At 67.8% G+C, this 16,228-nt stretch carries 16 protein-coding genes; 10 read left to right on the plus strand and 6 right to left on the minus strand.

Annotated elements, in window-relative coordinates:
• The first annotated feature begins 46 nt into the window (after positions 1-46).
• Together ACIA58_RS17945 and ACIA58_RS17950 are read left to right on the plus strand one after the other, a co-directional pair.
• Positions 47-964: a hypothetical protein gene (locus ACIA58_RS17945; RefSeq protein WP_396404765.1), complete on the plus strand. Its 918-nt coding sequence runs from the start codon at positions 47-49 to the stop codon at positions 962-964.
• A gap of 10 nt (positions 965-974) precedes the next feature.
• Positions 975-1,643, plus strand: coding sequence for a sugar transferase (locus tag ACIA58_RS17950; protein WP_396404766.1), 669 nt, complete (start codon positions 975-977; stop codon positions 1,641-1,643).
• Here ACIA58_RS17950 and ACIA58_RS17955 read toward each other — a convergent pair.
• The 5 genes from ACIA58_RS17955 to ACIA58_RS17975 form a co-directional block, all read right to left on the minus strand.
• The gene (locus tag ACIA58_RS17955; protein ID WP_396404767.1) at positions 1,622-3,220 is read right to left on the minus strand and encodes an MBL fold metallo-hydrolase; all 1,599 of its coding nucleotides are present in this window, start codon (positions 3,218-3,220) and stop codon (positions 1,622-1,624) included. The two genes, ACIA58_RS17950 and ACIA58_RS17955, sit on opposite strands and share 22 nt — an antisense overlap.
• A gap of 81 nt (positions 3,221-3,301) precedes the next feature.
• Positions 3,302-4,201, minus strand: a complete 900-nt coding sequence (locus ACIA58_RS17960; RefSeq protein WP_396404768.1) for a decaprenyl-phosphate phosphoribosyltransferase — start codon at positions 4,199-4,201, stop codon at positions 3,302-3,304.
• Positions 4,198-5,331 carry a phosphodiester glycosidase family protein gene (locus tag ACIA58_RS17965; RefSeq protein WP_396404769.1) on the minus strand — a complete coding sequence of 378 codons (1,134 nt, stop codon included), beginning with the start codon at positions 5,329-5,331 and terminating at the stop codon, positions 4,198-4,200. Before ACIA58_RS17965 ends, ACIA58_RS17960 begins: the two co-directional genes overlap by 4 nt.
• On the minus strand, positions 5,328-6,035 hold the full coding sequence (locus tag ACIA58_RS17970; protein WP_396404770.1) for an SDR family NAD(P)-dependent oxidoreductase: 708 nt from the start codon (positions 6,033-6,035) through the stop codon (positions 5,328-5,330). The genes ACIA58_RS17965 and ACIA58_RS17970 overlap by 4 nt, the downstream gene beginning before the upstream one ends.
• Positions 6,032-7,399 carry an FAD-dependent oxidoreductase gene (locus ACIA58_RS17975; protein ID WP_396404771.1) on the minus strand — a complete coding sequence of 456 codons (1,368 nt, stop codon included), beginning with the start codon at positions 7,397-7,399 and terminating at the stop codon, positions 6,032-6,034. The genes ACIA58_RS17970 and ACIA58_RS17975 overlap by 4 nt, the downstream gene beginning before the upstream one ends.
• Before the next feature lie 126 nt (positions 7,400-7,525).
• On the opposite strand from ACIA58_RS17975, the gene ACIA58_RS17980 reads away from it, so the two are divergent.
• The 8 genes from ACIA58_RS17980 (at position 7,526) to ACIA58_RS18015 (ending at position 15,363) form a co-directional block, all read left to right on the plus strand.
• Positions 7,526-8,203: a response regulator transcription factor gene (locus ACIA58_RS17980; RefSeq protein WP_396404772.1), complete on the plus strand. Its 678-nt coding sequence runs from the start codon at positions 7,526-7,528 to the stop codon at positions 8,201-8,203.
• A complete protein-coding gene (locus ACIA58_RS17985; RefSeq protein ID WP_396404773.1) occupies positions 8,193-8,882 on the plus strand; it encodes a response regulator transcription factor in 690 nt (229 codons plus the stop codon). Before ACIA58_RS17980 ends, ACIA58_RS17985 begins: the two co-directional genes overlap by 11 nt.
• Positions 8,873-10,138 (plus strand): sensor histidine kinase, encoded by a 1,266-nt coding sequence (locus ACIA58_RS17990; protein ID WP_396404774.1) that lies wholly within the window; start codon positions 8,873-8,875, stop codon positions 10,136-10,138. Before ACIA58_RS17985 ends, ACIA58_RS17990 begins: the two co-directional genes overlap by 10 nt.
• A 39-nt stretch (positions 10,139-10,177) precedes the next feature.
• Entirely contained in the window at positions 10,178-11,434 is a 1,257-nt protein-coding gene (locus ACIA58_RS17995; RefSeq protein ID WP_396404775.1) for a hypothetical protein, read from the plus strand.
• 133 nt (positions 11,435-11,567) lie between these two features.
• Positions 11,568-12,497 (plus strand): ABC transporter ATP-binding protein, encoded by a 930-nt coding sequence (locus ACIA58_RS18000; protein WP_396404776.1) that lies wholly within the window; start codon positions 11,568-11,570, stop codon positions 12,495-12,497.
• A complete protein-coding gene (locus ACIA58_RS18005; RefSeq protein ID WP_396404777.1) occupies positions 12,494-13,270 on the plus strand; it encodes a hypothetical protein in 777 nt (258 codons plus the stop codon). Before ACIA58_RS18000 ends, ACIA58_RS18005 begins: the two co-directional genes overlap by 4 nt.
• 267 nt (positions 13,271-13,537) lie before the next feature.
• A complete protein-coding gene (locus tag ACIA58_RS18010) occupies positions 13,538-14,701 on the plus strand; it encodes a sensor histidine kinase (RefSeq protein WP_396404778.1) in 1,164 nt (387 codons plus the stop codon).
• Positions 14,698-15,363: a response regulator gene (locus tag ACIA58_RS18015; RefSeq protein WP_396404779.1), complete on the plus strand. Its 666-nt coding sequence runs from the start codon at positions 14,698-14,700 to the stop codon at positions 15,361-15,363. The genes ACIA58_RS18010 and ACIA58_RS18015 overlap by 4 nt, the downstream gene beginning before the upstream one ends.
• Before the next feature lie 21 nt (positions 15,364-15,384).
• On the opposite strand, the gene ACIA58_RS18020 is transcribed toward ACIA58_RS18015, so the two are convergent.
• Positions 15,385-16,212, minus strand: a complete 828-nt coding sequence (locus ACIA58_RS18020) for an undecaprenyl-diphosphate phosphatase (protein WP_396404994.1) — start codon at positions 16,210-16,212, stop codon at positions 15,385-15,387.
• Positions 16,213-16,228: the final 16 nt, after the last annotated feature.

Genomic DNA, 16,228 nt, shown 5'->3' on the forward strand with positions numbered 1-16,228 from the left:
GACTTCCCAGCCGGTAAGTCCCTCCAGCGCACCCACAACCGGCAGCGTGCCGGTGGATCTGTCCGGCGACCGGTACGTCGCCCTCGCGAACGCGCTGCATCGACGCGGCGTCGCTGTCTGGTGGGAGACCGACCTCGTAGCCAAGTGGCTGGAAGGACCGGCGGCGTTCGACCAGGCGATCGTCCGCCTCGGCCAACTGGCGAAGGTCCCGGGGACCGCCGGCTTCAAGATCTCCGACGAGATCGGCTACGGCGACGGGCTGACGTCGACGGCCCAGGCCACCGACTTCCTGACCCAGACCCGGACCCGGTTGGCGCAGGTTGCCCCCGGCAAACAAATCTTGGTCGACGCGGTGGTACCAGAGCTCGGCTGCCTGCCATGGCGCGGCGGCAACCAGGAAGGCTGCGCACAGCGTGTCCGGCAGAAGTACCCGGCAGCGACAGCCGCGGCCGTCGAGAGCTATCTGCGAGCCCACCTGATCGACCGGCTCGACCTCAGCACCGGGCTGCTCGACGAAAGCACCTACGCACGGTGGGGATTGGATCGGCAGACCGCGCAGACCGACATCTGGAACCGGATCCGTGCGCAAGGCTGGGCCTCGCTCACGACGCTTCAGTCCCGCAAGGCCCTCGCTGACGCGAACGGCTATCAGGGCAATGCCGACCAGGCGAGAACCGACGCGGCCACCTACATCGACGTACCGGTCGCCGCAGGCGCACAGGCCGTCGACATCTGGACCTGGCGGCAGCGCTACCAGGGCCAGATCGTCAGCCTCCTGGCCTCGGATCTGCAGCCCAACCCGCTCTGGACCGCGATGGTACGACGGCGGCAGCAGGGCGTGCGGCTGATCACCCACATGACGCCGTCGACGTTGCCCACGGACTCGGCAAGTTACAACCACGAATGCGATCTCGCCGCACAAGCCTTCACCGCGATCTTCGTCGCCGCTGGCACCGGTCAGTAGAGGAGCAATCATGTCATCGAACCGTCACGTCGCCACGATCAGTCCGGCCCGGCGCCTCTTGGACGTGCTGGTTGGCGGGCTGCTGCTGGTCCTCGCATCGCCTCTGCTGGCTGTCGTCGCCGTGCTGCTTCTCCTCACGAGCGGCCGGCCGGTGCTGTTCCGGCAATCGCGGGTCGGCGAGAGCGGACAGCCGTTCACGCTGTGCAAGTTCCGGACCATGCGATTGGTTGCCTCTGGCCCTGAAGTCACCGCGGCCAAGGACGCGCGGATCACCCGGATCGGCGGGTTCCTCCGGCGGACCGCGATCGATGAACTGCCCCAACTGTGGCACGTGGTTCGTGGGCAGATGACGCTGGTGGGTCCGCGGCCGGAGAGTGCGGCCCTGGCGGCCGGATACCCCGAAGCATGCCGCCCTGTGCTGCAGGCCCGGCCCGGTCTGACCGGTCCGGCGCAACTGCAATACCGCGAGCGCTCCGCCGTACCACCTGACGGACGGACCGACGTGGAGCGTTGGTACCTCGAGGTTCTCGTTCCGCTGCGGGTAGCCGCCGACCGCGAGTACCTTGATCGGCCGACCGTCCGGCGGACGCTGTACTACCTGCTGGTGACCGCCTTGTTCGTGGTCGGACTCGCGGACCTGCAGCAGTCGGTCGGTGCTCAGACCGCCTCTTCCTCGTAGGTCTCGGCGGGCTTCACCGACTTGACGAGGATCGGGTCACAGCGGGCGTTGAGGCAGCTGCCGCTGTTCAGGTCGAACTCGAAATTGTGGCCGAGGCAGCGCAGCACACCGTTCACCACAACGCCGGTCTCGGCCAGATCCTCGCCGGCGTGCGGGCAGTAGCGGCTCACCTGGATCTGCCGACCTGCGACAGCGAACTCCGTCGTCTCCTCAGGATCACGCGCGGCCTCGAACTCCTCGACCGCACGCAGAGCCGCACGATCGGCATGCTTCAGCAGACCTACCAGGTAGTCGTTGTACCGGTCCGGCTGCCGGCGCGCGGTGAAGCGGAGCGAGAGCAGAAGTTCCTCCCAACGGGTGCGGCCCGAGACGACACCGTCGAGCCAGCGGCCGTCCATCGTCAGCCGGTAATCGGCGTGCCCCTCGCCACCATCGAGCTCGACGACCACGTGGTCCGGACCGATGTGCGCGTCCCACACCCCGCCGTACGGCCCCGAGACATTGAACCGCAAGGTCATGCCGATCCGGGCCAGGAAGTACTCCGAGAGGGTGCCGAGCGACTCCAGGTGGGACTTGAAGCGTTCGGCCAATCCGGGCTGCGGCACAGGGTTCGCGGCCCAGGCGGCGTCGATCGCGGGCCGGCGGCGAGCGGCGTACTCCTTCAGATAGCGCCGCCGCTCCTCGGGTCCGGCGTCCAGCGCGAATCCGGCCCAGTGTGGATCGCGTACGACGGACAGGTCATCCAGCCGGATCCGGTCCCCGGGCAGAAGACAGGCCCCCGCCTGGCTCGGGATCCGGTCCGCGAGCCACGCCAGCGCCTCACCCTGGTCGGGGAAGATGCCGCCCGGGTGCAGGCCGCTGTTCAACTCGAACAGATCGTCGTCGAGGAAGCACGGCGGACCGGCGTACGGCATCACCAGGCGCGGTTCGACTTGCCGGACCAGTCTCGTGACGGCCTTGAACTTGCCGATCCGCTTGATCGTCGAGATCCGCTCGCGCTCGACCTCGTCGTACTCGTAACGGACCGGATGCCAGCTCGCGCCGGACATCTGCACACCCATCACGTCCAGCGGTCCCCCGACCTCGGTCATCGCCCGCCGCGCCTGGCTGAGTGAGATCCGCGCGTCGTTGGTGTGCAGCACGCTCCGCTCCCCGATCTTCAGCAGGACGGCGGAGTCGTGGCTCATCGGGCACTGTTCGGGAATGACCGTCAGCCAGTCGTGGTCGCTCAGTGGATATCGCTGCCACGCCTCGAGAACGACGATCCGGGTCCGCCCGATCGCGCGCAGCCGGCGCTGCATGATCGTCGAGGGGTACTTCGGCACCACGATCGGCACGGACTGCGGCAGTCCCGCGAGCAGGTCGAGGTCCAGATGGTCGAGGTGCTCGTGCGAGACCACGACCAGGTCGACGTCGAGCAGCTCGGGCGTCAGCAGGTGCGAGTTGTCCGGGAACGGGAACCACGAGCCGAGGAACGCGCCACCGGGCGACAGCCACGGGTCGGCAAGGATGCGGAAGCCCGCTCCGTCGATCCGCAATCCGGCATGCCCCAGCGCAGTGACCATCGGCTCACTCATGCCACCAGGCTCCCGGGGCCGCCCGGCGTGAACATCCCCTGTCCGCACGAGAATCTCTACGTCAATACCCGTAGGTGAACGCTAAGCGCCGTAGAGGCCGGTGCCGACCACGATCGCCCAGGTCAGGCCGGCGATCAACAGAACGCGGTCGCGGAAGATCTCGTGTTCGGGTTGCTCGCCGCGGCCGGTGGATACCAGGAGGCCGTAGCGCAGGAGGCCCGTGAAGAACGGCAGGAACGACAGGGCGAGGAGTTCGCGGTAGGTGTCGTCGCCGAGGTACTGGAAGGCCCACATGCCGTACGACATGGCCGAACCCAGCAGCGCCACTGTCATGACCTGGTCCAGCCAGGACGCGGGGTACGCCGCGAGCACCGGCCGGCTGACCGCGTTGCCGGCCAGGAGGTGCTCGGCCTTGCGCTTACCGGTGACCAGGAACATCGCACCGAAGAGCGAGACGAGCAAGAACCAGTGCGACACCGGAAGGCCCGTCGCCGTACCGCCGGCCGCGGCACGCAGTACGAAACCCGAGGCGACGATGATCAGGTCGACCACAGCCACGTGCTTGAGGCCGACGACGTACATCGCTTGTGCCACCAGATAGGCGAGCGCAAGTCCCAGCGTGGGCCAGCCCAGGACGCTCGTGGTCGCCAGGCCGAGCAGAGCTGTGGTCAGACCGAAGACGGCGGCGATGGCCGGGCTGAGAGCGCCGGAGGCGATCGGTCGCAACTGCTTTCGCGGATGCCGTCGGTCGTCCGGCGCATCACGGATGTCGTTGAAGGCATAGATCGCGATCGAGAGCAGCGTGAAGCCAACTGCGGCGACAGCGGCTCGCGCGACGAGGATCGGGGACTCCAGCGCTCCGGCCGCCGCCGGGGCGGCGAAAAGCATGAGGGCTTTGTGCCATTGCTGCGGTCTGCTCAACCGCAGCAGGGACCGCACCGGCGATTCTTTCGGTGCGACGGCTGTCTGCAGGTCGGTCATCTGACGGTCACATAGAAGAAGTCGCGCTGGTCGTCGACCAGGTAACGATCGGACGGGGAGTTCATCGAGTTGAGCAAACGCTCGCCCGAGACTGTGCCGCGCGGTCCGGGTCGTTCGATGTCGAAGCTGACCATGGCAGCGTGGATATCGAGCTCCATACCCTGGACGATCCCGGCCTGATGCATCGCCGCGGCCAGCGTTGCCAGCGTCATCTTGTTGCCAGCGACATAGATGAGGTTGCCGTAGGCATCGGTTCCGAGTCCGGATCGCCAGGTGTACTGGAACTGGCTGCGCACAGTCCCCCACCGCCCGTTGGCGTTCGTCGCCAATCCGTCGGCAATAGTGCCGTCGACGATCACCGGATCCAGGTTCTCCCGGACGGCGACGATGTCGGGTGTCATCCGGAGTGTTCGGTTCCAGGTGCCGATCCGCGCCGAACCGTCGCGGAGAATGGCAACCGCAGCGCGTCCGTCGACCAACGGCACGGCCGCGTTGCCGGCCGTCCACCACCCGCCGTGCGAGTCCTTCATCTTGAACCCGGCGTTGAACGTCGCCTCCAAAGCGGCGCGGTCGGCGGTGGGGACCGAGAAGCCCGTCGGTGAGGTCATCCCGACCACGGGCTCTCGCGTGCCGGGCATCAGGTGCAGCCGATACGAATTCAGCGGCAGCAGGGCGGCCGCAGCCGTGACGGGGAGGTGCGCAGGGTCTACGCGGAACCAGGTCGTCCAGAGCAGCGGCGTACGTGACTTGGATTGTCGGGCGACGGACCAGTTGCCTTCGTGCGGGAGTGGCGTGACGCCAGGCAACAGCTGGACTGCCGGCAAGCCGGTCGCGCTCGGACGCATACTCGGCCGCCCGACACTCGGAGCAGGAACGATGCTGGGACCGGTGGTGTCGATCGGTTCGCCGGTGGCGGGCGGCTGCTGGTGGGAGTACTTCCAGGTCTCGATGGTGTCGATGACTTTCCCGCCGCCATGGTCGCGGAACCACTCGACCGTGCGGACGGAGAAGCTCGCGCTCCCCGGGTAGAGCAACGCCTGCACATAGGACACAGACGGCACGACCAGCAACAGGGCGCAGACCAGTGCGATCCAGCGCTTGCGCACCCGGCGCTTCCACGGCCGTCTCATCGCCAGGCCGCCGGAAGAAGTCGGCGCGGAACCACAGCGAGAACTCTCACCGCGAGCCCCATCCTGCGCGGTACCCAAACGACCGTCCTGCCGCCCTCCAGCGCTGCCGCGACCCGCCGCGCCACTCGCTCCGCACTGGTCGCGAGCGGCGGAACCGGCAGGTCCGCCGTCATCCGGGTCGACACGAACCCCGGACGGACAACTAGCACCCGCACTCCGGTCTCCGCCGCCTGCCGGGCCAGCAACACGGCCGTCGAGTCAGCGAGCTGTTTGCCGAGCGAGTAGGCCGCGATCGACGACCGCGGTCGTACGGCGGCCGCCGATGACAGCAGCACGAGCTGAGTCGGCTTATGTTGCACCAAAGCACGAAGAAGCAACGAGACCCCGAAGCCGTTGACCGCCAGGCTTTCCGCGAACGTCTCCGCCGACATCGACCCGACCGCAACGATCGCGAGTTCGAGAGGGCCTTCTGCACAGGCGTGCCTGAGCATCCCGTCGATCTCGTCGACGCTGAGGCCCGCGTCGTACTGCGTGGTGCACACGTCGTATCCGGCGTCGCGGAGCTTCTCGGCGTTCCACCACAGCTCTCCGCTCGGCCGCCCCGCGAGAACGACCCGCCGCGGCGCTGCGCCGAGAAGTTGAAGGAGTACCGCGAAGCCGATCTCCGACGATCCACCGACAAGAAGCGCCGTGCCCGGACTCACGTCAGCAGCCCCAGACGCTCGGCCAGTCCGGACGACCAGCGCTGACTCGGATCGAGTCGTCGCTGCGTGCGTTGCCAGCTCGCGAGCCGCGGATACATCACAGGTATCAATTCCGGATCGGTCACCGCATCCTTGGCGAGGTACACGCGGCCGCCGGCTCCGGCGACGAGCTTGTCGACGGGGCGCAAGGTGCCGTGCACCCAACGCGCCGGCAGATCGACAGCCAGCGTCCAGCCCGGGATCGGGAACGAGAGTGGCGCCGCGGAGTCGAAGCCGAAAGTCTTCAGGGTTGCCAGCGCAGGCGTCATGCCATGCGTGCCGAGGAACACCAGCACCGCCCGCACGACATCCAACTCGTCGGGTGGCAGCGCGAACTGGTACTGGATCAGGCCCCTGCGACCGAACGCCGCCGGCCAGGAGTCGGCGCGATCCAGCGGACACAAGGCGGATCGCAACGTCGCCAGCTGTGAGTTGGCGGATCTGCTCAGATGCCAGCGCGCCGCCGAGGCGGCAGCGATCGTTGCTCTCGACACCAAACCTGGTCCCGGCAAGGATCGTCGATTGCGTGCGGCCGCTGTCCGCGCCTCGGGGTAGGGCGCGACCGATCCGGGCAGATCAAGTGTCGACGCGCCGTAGAACTCGTCAACGATGCCGCGGCCGAGGCTCGCTCCAGGTGCATGCGCATCCAGCCACGCGATGACATGCCGCTCCGGATCGAGCTCCTGCCGGGCCGCAAGGGACTGCATCGCCTCAAGGGTCTCGTCGAGTGAGCGGGTCCGCCGGCGATTGCGGACGACCCAGCCGGTGTCCACCCGTTGCAACTGGATCGCGGCGTGCAGAATGACGCCGGTCAGCCCCATGCCACCGATCGTTGCCCAGAAAGCATCTGCGTCCTGACCTGCCGACAGCTGGACGATGTTCCCGTCGGATCGGAGCAATGCGAGCCACCGGACATGCCGACCGAACGATCCGGCGCCGGGATGGTTCTTGCCATGGACATCGGAGGCGATAGCGCCACCGATCGTGATGCGCTCCGTTCCGGGCACCACCGGGAGTTTCCAGCCCAGCGAGAGGGTCTGGTCGATCACATCCCGCAGCAGCGCGCCCGACTCGACGATCAGAACTCCCTCGCGCTGGTCGAACGACAGGATCCGGTTGCGCGACGTCATGTCCAGCACGATGCCGCCATTCGGCAGCGCGGCATCTCCGTAACTCTTCCCGGCGCCTCGCACCGTGATCCTCGGTTCTGCCAGGACAGCCTCGACCAGACCGCCGTCGAACGTCGGCCGTCGGACCGGCGAGGAACGATGGACCGACCGCCCCCAGCCGGACAACGCGTGCGTGCTGGGATGTTCGAGGGTCATAACGGCGACGCTAAGGACCAAGCACTGAGAGCGTGCTGAGTCGGCGGCGTACGCTCAGCACCCGTCAGCCAGCACGCCCCGGTCGCGCTCAGCTTGCTCTCAGCAACCACCCCCGACACTGGAATCATGCGGGTACTGATCGTCGAGGACGAGATCCCCCTGGCCGAGACGGTTCGGCACGGGCTGACCGAGGACGGCTTCGTGGTGGAGGTCGTTCACAATGGAGAAGACGCCGTGTGGGCAGCCACGGAGAGCACCTACGACGTCATCGTCCTGGACATCATGCTGCCCAAGCTGAACGGCTACAAGGTGCTTGAGGAGATCCGGGAGCGTGGCGTCTGGGCGCCGGTGCTGATGCTGACTGCCAAGGACGGTGAGTACGACCAGACCGACGCCTTCGACCTCGGAGCGGACGACTACCTCACCAAGCCGTTCAGTTTCCTGATCCTGGTCGCCCGCCTCCGCGCACTGATCCGGCGCGGCGCCCCCGAACGACCGGTCGTCATGACAGCCGGCGACCTCGTCCTGGACCCGGTCAAGCGGCGGGTGGAGCGGGCCGGCCAGGAGGTCACGCTGACGCCCCGGGAATACGGTCTGCTCGCGTACTTGATGCGTCACCGGGGCGAGACGGTCAGCAAGACCCAGATCCTGGAGAGCGTTTGGGACCCGGCATTCGACGGTGACCCGAACGTCGTGGAGGTCTACATCCGCTACCTCCGCCTGAAACTGGACGCCCCGTTCGGCCGGAACGCGTTCGAGACCATCCGCGGCATGGGCTACCGCCTCGATGCCAATGGCGGCTGAGCGTCGCCCACTCCAGTGCGCCGGCGCGGCCAGGGTCGTCGTCTGTGAAGACGACCGCGCACTGCGGGGAGTACTCCGCCGAGCCCTGGAAGCTGACGGCCACTCGGTCATCGCCGCGGGGACCGGCGCCGAACTCCTGGAACGGCTCGACCCCGAACCGCAGGTCGTCGTACTCGACCTCGGTCTACCGGACGCCGACGGACGAGATGTTTGCCTCGCGTTGCGGGCGCTGGGAGTGGATGCCCCGGTGCTTATGCTCACGGCGTTGGGCGGCATGCATCACAAGGTCAGCGGATTCGAGGCCGGCGCCGACGACTATCTGACCAAGCCGTTCGACATCCCCGAACTGCTGGTCCGGATTCGTGCGCTGTTGCGCCGGACCACGGTCGCTGTCACCGCCGACGCGGTGGTGCTCGACCCGACCCGCCACGAGGTACGCCGAGGCGACGCCGGCGCCGCCCTCACGCCGACCGAGTTCCGGTTGCTCGGCCGGCTGATCTCCGCACCCGGGGACGTCGTACGCCGCCACGCGCTCGTCGCCGCCGGCTGGCCGCACGGAGCCCACGTGAGCGAGAACACCCTCGACTCGTACCTCCGCCGACTCCGCGTCAAGCTGGATCGGCTGGGCATCGCCGACCGCGTCGCGACCGTGCGTGGGGTCGGGTACCGATGGGACTGACCGGCTTCCGCGGCCGGATCGTCTCGCTCGCGGTGCTGACGGCGACGCTCGTCGTCGCCGTACTCGTCGTACTCAGCCACGTCCTGCTCAGCCGCGCCACGGACGCCGACACCCGCACGCTGGCGCGCACTCGGGCCGATGCTGTCGCCGCCACTGTCGAGTTCCAGAACGGGCAGATCCGGCTCGTCGAAGGCACTGGTGACGCCTTCGACACCGTCGCCTGGGTCTACGCAGACGGGCGCCTGGTGGACGGCGTACTGCACCCCGCCACCGCTGCGATCGTCGACCGGCTGGGCAAGTCCGGCGGGGCCGACATCGTGACGACGAGCCGCTACCTGCTCTACGCCGACCCGCTACCGATCCAAGGCCACCGGGTCATTGTGGTCGTGACGGTCGACCTCGCGCCGTACGAGAGCTCGGAGCGGCACAGTCTGGTGATGTCGCTCGTGCTCGGCGCACTGGCCATCGCGCTCGCCGGAGCAGTCACCTACCTCGGAGTCAGCCGGGCCCTGCAGGTCGTCCGTCGGATGTCCGCTCTGGCCGATGAGTGGGGCGATCACGACCCCGGGCGGCGCTTCGGGCCAGGCCCCCCACGCGACGAGTTCGGCGAGCTGGCCCAGACATTTGACCGGCTGCTCGACCGGGTTTCGGCCACGATCGCCGACGAGCGCCGGCTGACCGACGAGATTGCGCACGAACTGCGGACGCCGATGTCTGTCTTGCGCGGCGAGGCGCAGCTTGCCGAGCGCTCCGGAACTGACGTCGCGCCGCAACTCGTGCTCACCGAGACCGACCGGCTCAACGCCGCCGTCAGCACGATCCTCGACGCCGCCCGCTCCCGGACGCAGCGCGACGCGACGTGCAGGCTGGCAGCCGTCATGCGGCAGGTCTGCGCGGGCCGTGCCGTTCGCCTCGACGCTCCAAGCCACATCGAGGTGGGCGTACCGGCCGAGGTCGCTGTCAGCGTACTGACGCCATTGCTCGACAATGCCGCCCGCCACGCCCGAACGGCCGTCACCTTGCGGGCCGAGCCGACCGGGGATGGTGTCTTCGTCCATGTCCTGGATGACGGGCCGGGCTTCCGGCCGGACGAGCTGGACCGTGTCTTCGCGCCCGGTCACAGCGGCGGCAGCGGGCATGGGCTGGGCCTCGCCGTCGTCCGGCGGATCGCGACCGCAACCGGCGTCGGCGTACGAGCCGTTGCCGGAAGCAACGGTCATGTGGAGGTCCGCTTCCCATGCGCCGGGCGAGTGTAGTCAGGTTGTGTGCAGGTCTGCTGCGCAAGGCTGGCGCGTATGACTACCGATACCGCGTCCCGGACGACCGTCCCCAGGGTGCTGCTGAACAAGGTGCCCGAGGTCACCATCTGGTTCTGGCTGATCAAGATCCTCTGTACGACGGTCGGCGAGAGCTTCGCCGACTGGATCAACATGCAGCTCGGAGTCGGCCTCGTCGCCACCGCGATCATCTTCACCGTCGTCTTCGCCGCAGTCCTGATCTGGCAGTTCAGGACGTCCCGTTACCGGCCGGCTGCATACTGGCTCACCGTCGTGGTCGTGAGTGTGACGGGCACGCTCTACACCGACATCCTCACCGACCAACTCGGCGTACCGTTGTGGATCAGCACGTCCGTATTCGCCGTTGGCCTTGCCGCCGTGTTCGGGATCTGGTGGACCCGCGAGCGCACGCTCTCGATCCACAGCATCGTCAGCCGTCCCCGCGAGGGCTTCTACTGGCTGGCGGTCCTGGTCACCTTTGCGCTCGGGACGGCTGCAGGCGACTGGACCCTCGAGCTGACCGGCTGGAGCCCTGGCGTCTCGGTCCTGCTTCCGCTCGCGCTGATCGCGATCATCGTCGGCTGCTGGCGGATGGGCGCGAACCCCGTGCTCGCCTTCTGGCTCGCCTACATCCTCACCCGGCCGCTGGGCGCCAACCTCGGCGACTGGCTCGCCTCCCCCAAGGTCCCCGACCAGGGCCTGGGCCTCGGGACGCTCGTCACCAGCGTGATCTTCCTCGGCGCGATCCTCGCGACCGTCGTCTATCTCACCCTTACCAAGGCCGACGTCATCGAGCAGCACGAACACCGCGAGCGCACACCGAAGTACTACCGTCCGCACCGCGAACTGCCCCTCGTCGGCGTCATGGCCGCAGCCGCCGTCGCGGCCGGCATCTTGCTCAACTGGGCCTCCGCGCAACCGCACGCCAATGCGGCCGCGGAGGAGGAGGGGCCGAACCCCGCCGCGTCCAAGGTTCATCTGACCTCGCAGCAGGCGACGGCGCACTTCCCGGCGAGCGACGTGGCGCAGTTCCGCAACCTGGTCCAGGGAATGAACACCGCTCTCGCCAAGGGCGACCCAGCGAGCGTGAACAACGGAGTGGACGCCTACGAGAAGGCCTGGGACGACGACGAGGACAAGCTCAAGCCACTCGACCAGACGGCCTGGAACTACATCGACAGCCAGAACGACGCGCTCTTCACCTCGGTCCGCAAGACCAAGGACCCGGCTGCCGAGAAGCAGGCGGTGCAGGCTCTCCTGGCAACACTCGGCTGACGTCGTGACGTAGTACCGCGGTACGACCTGCGCAGGCGAAGTCAGGCCGCGGTACTACGGGTGGGGGTCCGGCGCTTCCTAGGTTGGGTTCGAGGAGACCGGGAGGGCCGGCTCCCGGAGGCGAGGGTCACCGATGATCGAGGCAGGACAGCTCACCAAACGGTACGGCGAGACGACGGCGGTCGACGGGTTGGAGTTCACCGTGCGACCGGGCGCCGTCACGGGGTTCCTCGGGCCGAACGGTGCGGGCAAGTCGACGACGATGCGGATGATCATCGGGCTCGACACGCCCACGAGCGGCTCGGTCACGGTCAACGGCAAGCACTACCGGGATCACGCGGCTCCGCTGCAGGAGGTCGGCGCCCTGCTCGAGGCGAAGGCTGCCCACCCGGGACGGTCTGCCTTCAACCACCTGCTGGCACAGGCCCAGACCCACGGCATCCCACGCCGACGGGTCCACGAGGTGATCGAGCTGGCAGGCCTGCAATCGGTGGCCGGCAAGCGTTCCGGCCAGTTCTCACTCGGCATGGGGCAGCGCCTCGGCATCGCCACTGCCCTGCTCGGTGACCCGGCGACGGTGATGCTCGACGAACCGGTGAACGGGCTGGACCCGGAGGGTGTGTTGTGGATCCGCAACCTGCTCACCAGACTCGCTGCCGAAGGCCGGACCGTGTTCGTCTCGTCCCACCTGATGAGCGAGATGGCGCTGGTCGCGGATCGGTTGATCATCGTCGGCCGCGGTCGGCTCCTCGCCGACACGAGTGTTGACGAACTGGTTCACCGGGCCGGCGGAGACATCGTCCGGGTAGCAACCGCCGATCCGTCGAAGTTGCGCGAGGCGCTGGCCGCTCCCGGCGTCGAGATCGTCTGGCAGGCAGGCTCCGAAGAGCTCGAGGTCACCGGTCTGTCTGCGCGCTCCGTCGGTACCACGGCCGCTGAGCACGGCATCGCGCTGTACGAACTGACGACGAAGAAAGTGTCCCTCGAGCAGGCCTTCATGGATCTCACGCGGGACACGGTCGTCTACCACGGAACTACGGAACTCGGGGAGCGTGCGGCATGACGACGGTCACTCCCCCTCCCCCGGCGCCGACAGCGGTGAAGCGGACCTACCGGGTCACCGGTCGGCACGTTCTCCGCTCGGAGTCGACGAAGCTGCGGTCGCTCCGGTCGACCTGGATCACGCTCGGACTGGGCCTGCTCTTCGTGGTTGCCTTCGGCACCATCGCGGCCCTTCGGTACCGCTCCAGCATCACCTCCGGACGGCAACTCGACCCTGACTTCGCCGACGCGACAACGCTGAGCCTGTCGTTGTTCGGCGTACCCCTTTCGCAACTGGCCATCGGAGTACTCGGCGTCCTCGTCACGGCGGGCGAGTACTCGACGGGATCCATCCGTTCGACGCTCGCCGCCGTGCCGCGGCGACTCCCCGTCCTCTGGTCCAAGGCGGCCGTGTACGGCGTCGTCGCACTGGCCATCGCACTCGTCGGGGTGTTCGCGACCTTCTTCGTAGCCAGCGGCATTCTGCACCACACGCCCGCTGCACTCACGATCTCCAGCAGTGGCGTCGTCCGAAGTTTGCTCGGCGCAACCGTCTATCTGGGTCTGATCGGTGTGATGGGCGTCGCCTTGGGCACGCTCCTCAGATCCGTCGCGGGAGCCATCTCGACGCTGGTCGCAGTACTGATGCTCGTGCCGGGGCTGGTCTCGTTGCTGCCAGGTCCTGGCACAACGCCATCCAGCCCTACCTACCTAGCGGGGCCGGCCAGTCGATGTACTCGTTGCACCATGAGGCCCACACTCTCTCACCGGGTCCAGGATTCCTGGTCTTCGTAGCGTGGACGGCGCTGGCCCTTGCCGCGGCCGCATGGCGCCTCACCCACAGCGACGCCTGACGGTCACGTAGTACTGCGGTACTACGCTCTCGTCCTAGATGACATCGACGGCAACAATGGAGAGGTGGCTACGGTGTCTGGCGAGACCTCCTCGCCGGAGAGTTCGTATGTCGCCGATGATTCGGACCCGTTGTGGCGGCACCCTTGGGTGCTTCTTCTCGGCGGGGCCGGTCGGCGGCTGCGCCGGGCTGACCACAGACGACCGTGGGTGCTCGACACGGTTGTGGTTCTCGGCGTGCTCGTCGTCTTCTGCCTGCCGGAGCTGCTGCGCCGCAACGATCCGCGGGAGCTCGACGACCTGTTCGCGCACCCGCCACTCTGGGCGATGATCGCGCTGCAGGCGGGGTTGATACTTCCTCTCCTGGTACGCCGGCGACAACCGACGATCGCCTTCGTCCTGACCGCGGCGACGTTCACCGTGCAGTGGTCGATGCTGGTCTTCCTCCGGGCGGACGTCGCCTTGCTCATCGCGCTCTACAGCCTGACACTGCACAGCTCTCTGCGTCGGCTCCTCTGGGCCTGCCTCATCACGGTCGCCGCGCTGACACTCGTCGTCGTACGGGTCGCCTCGATCGCATCCGTCGCCGAGGCAGCCTTCTTCCTCGTTACTGCGATGACTGCGGCGATCGCGCTCGGTCTGGTCGTGCGGATCAGGCGGTCGCAACTCGCCGGATTGCGGGACCGCGCGGCCAGGCTCGAGATCGAGCGCGACCAGCGCACTCTGCTCGCGGTCGCCGGCGAACGGGCTCGAGTGGCCCGCGAGATGCACGACATCCTCGGGCACAACCTCTCGGTGATGATCCGGCTGGCGGACGGTGGAGCGTATGCCTCGCGCGTCAACGTCGAGCGGACCACCGAGGCGCTCGAGCTGATCGGTGAGACCGGCCGGGAGGCGCTCAATGACCTCCGGCGCACGCTCAGCGCCTTGCGCGACGACGCCGCCGCACCAGAACTCAGCCCGCAGCCGGGAATCGCCGATGTGGAGGCGTTGTGCGAACGGATCCGAGCCGCGGGTCCCCGCGTGAGCTACCGGGCCGTCGGCGAGATTCCCAGCGATCGCGGTCTCCAGCTCGCTGCCTACCGGATCGTGCAGGAAGCCCTCACCAACGCCCTCAAACACGCCGGGCCCGACACCGAAGTGCGGGCTTCGCTCGAGGCCGATGACCACCGGTTGCGCATCCAGGTCGAGGACACAGGCCCATCCACTGGCCCGGCGCGGGTCGCAGGGTCCGCAGCGGGCCAGGGCTTGATCGGCATGCGCGAGCGGGCCGCGCTGTACGGCGGAGTCATCCGGACCGGCGAAACCCAGACCGGCGGCTGGAGTGTCCAGACCGAACTAGAGGTGTCTCCCGCCCGCGAGAGGAAGCCATGACGACCGTCCTGATCGTGGACGACCAGCCCCTGCACCGGCTCGGTCTGCGAATCCTCCTCGAATCCGTGCCGGACACGCAGGTGGCCGGCGAGGCCGGCAGCGGATCCGAAGCCGTCCGCCGAGCCGCCGAGCTCCACCCCGACGTGGTCCTGATGGACATCCGGATGCCGGGTATGGACGGCATCGAGGCGACCCGCCGCATAGTTGCCAGCGGCAACCGCTCTCGAGTGCTGGTGCTGACGACGTTCGACCTCGACGAGTACGCGCATGCCGCATTGCGGGCCGGAGCCAGCGGCTTCCTCCTGAAGGACGCGCGGCCGGAGGAACTGCTCGGCGGGATCCGCGCGGTCGCGGCCGGAGACGCGATCATCGCTCCCGGCCTGACCCGCAGGCTGCTCGACACCTACTCCCACCATCTCCCCCGCGCCACCAGGGAAGCCAACGACGGCAAGCTCCAGACACTCACCGACCGCGAACAGGAGATCCTGGCCGCCATCGCCCACGGCTGGACCAACCCGGAGATCGCCGGCCGGCTGCACCTGTCGGAGTCGACGGTGAAGACCCACGTAGGTCGCGTCCTCGCCAAGATCGGCGCCCGCGACCGGGAACAGGCGGTCATCTTTGCCTACGACATCGGTCTGGCCCACCCGAATCCGGCCTGACGAACCCGGGCAGCTCTCTCGCTACGTCGCCGTTGCGACGCCACTGGTCAGGACGACCAGCAGAACGACGCCCAGCAGGACCCGGTAGAACGCGAAGATCTCGATCGAATGCTTGGTGACGTAGCGCAGGAGCCATGCGACCGAGGCGTACGCGACCGCGAAACTCACGACGGTCCCGAGGATCAGCGCCGCGGTGCCGGTCCCGCCGTTGAGGGCGTCCTTCAACTCGTACAGACCGGCTCCGACCAACGCGGGAATGCCGAGGAGGAAGGCGATGCGGGTCGCCGCGACGCGGTCCAGATCGCGGAACAGCCCGGCGGAGATCGTCGCGCCGGAGCGCGACACCCCGGGTATCAGCGCCAGGCACTGCACGATCCCCATCACGACCGCGTCCGTCATTCTCATCCGGGTCAGCGGGCGGATCCTCTTGCCGAACCGCTCGGCGGCAACCATCACGAACGACCAGACGATCAGTGAACCCGCGACCCACCACAGACTCCGCAGCGGCCCCGCGATGATGTCCTTGGCAAGAAAACCGACGATCCCGATCGGCAACGAGCCGACGATCACATACCAGCCCATCTGATAGTCGAAGTCCGTCCGATCCTCCTTGTTCACCAGACCACGCACCCAGGCGGCCACGATGCGGCGGATGTCACTCCAGAAGTACAGGACCACCGCGGCGATCGCCCCGACCTGGATGACCGCTGTGTACCCGGTCACCGCCGGGTCGTCGATCTCCAGACCGAGCAGCTTCGACGCGATGGTCAGGTGCCCGGTGCTGGACACAGGCAAGAACTCCGTCAAACCCTCGACGATCCCGAGGACAAGTGAGTCCCAGACCGTCACCCCGTGCGTCACAGTT

Origin of the sequence: Kribbella sp. NPDC051586 (genome assembly GCF_044453965.1) — a bacterium.
In the GTDB taxonomy this organism is placed as follows: Bacteria; Actinomycetota; Actinomycetes; order Propionibacteriales; family Kribbellaceae; genus Kribbella.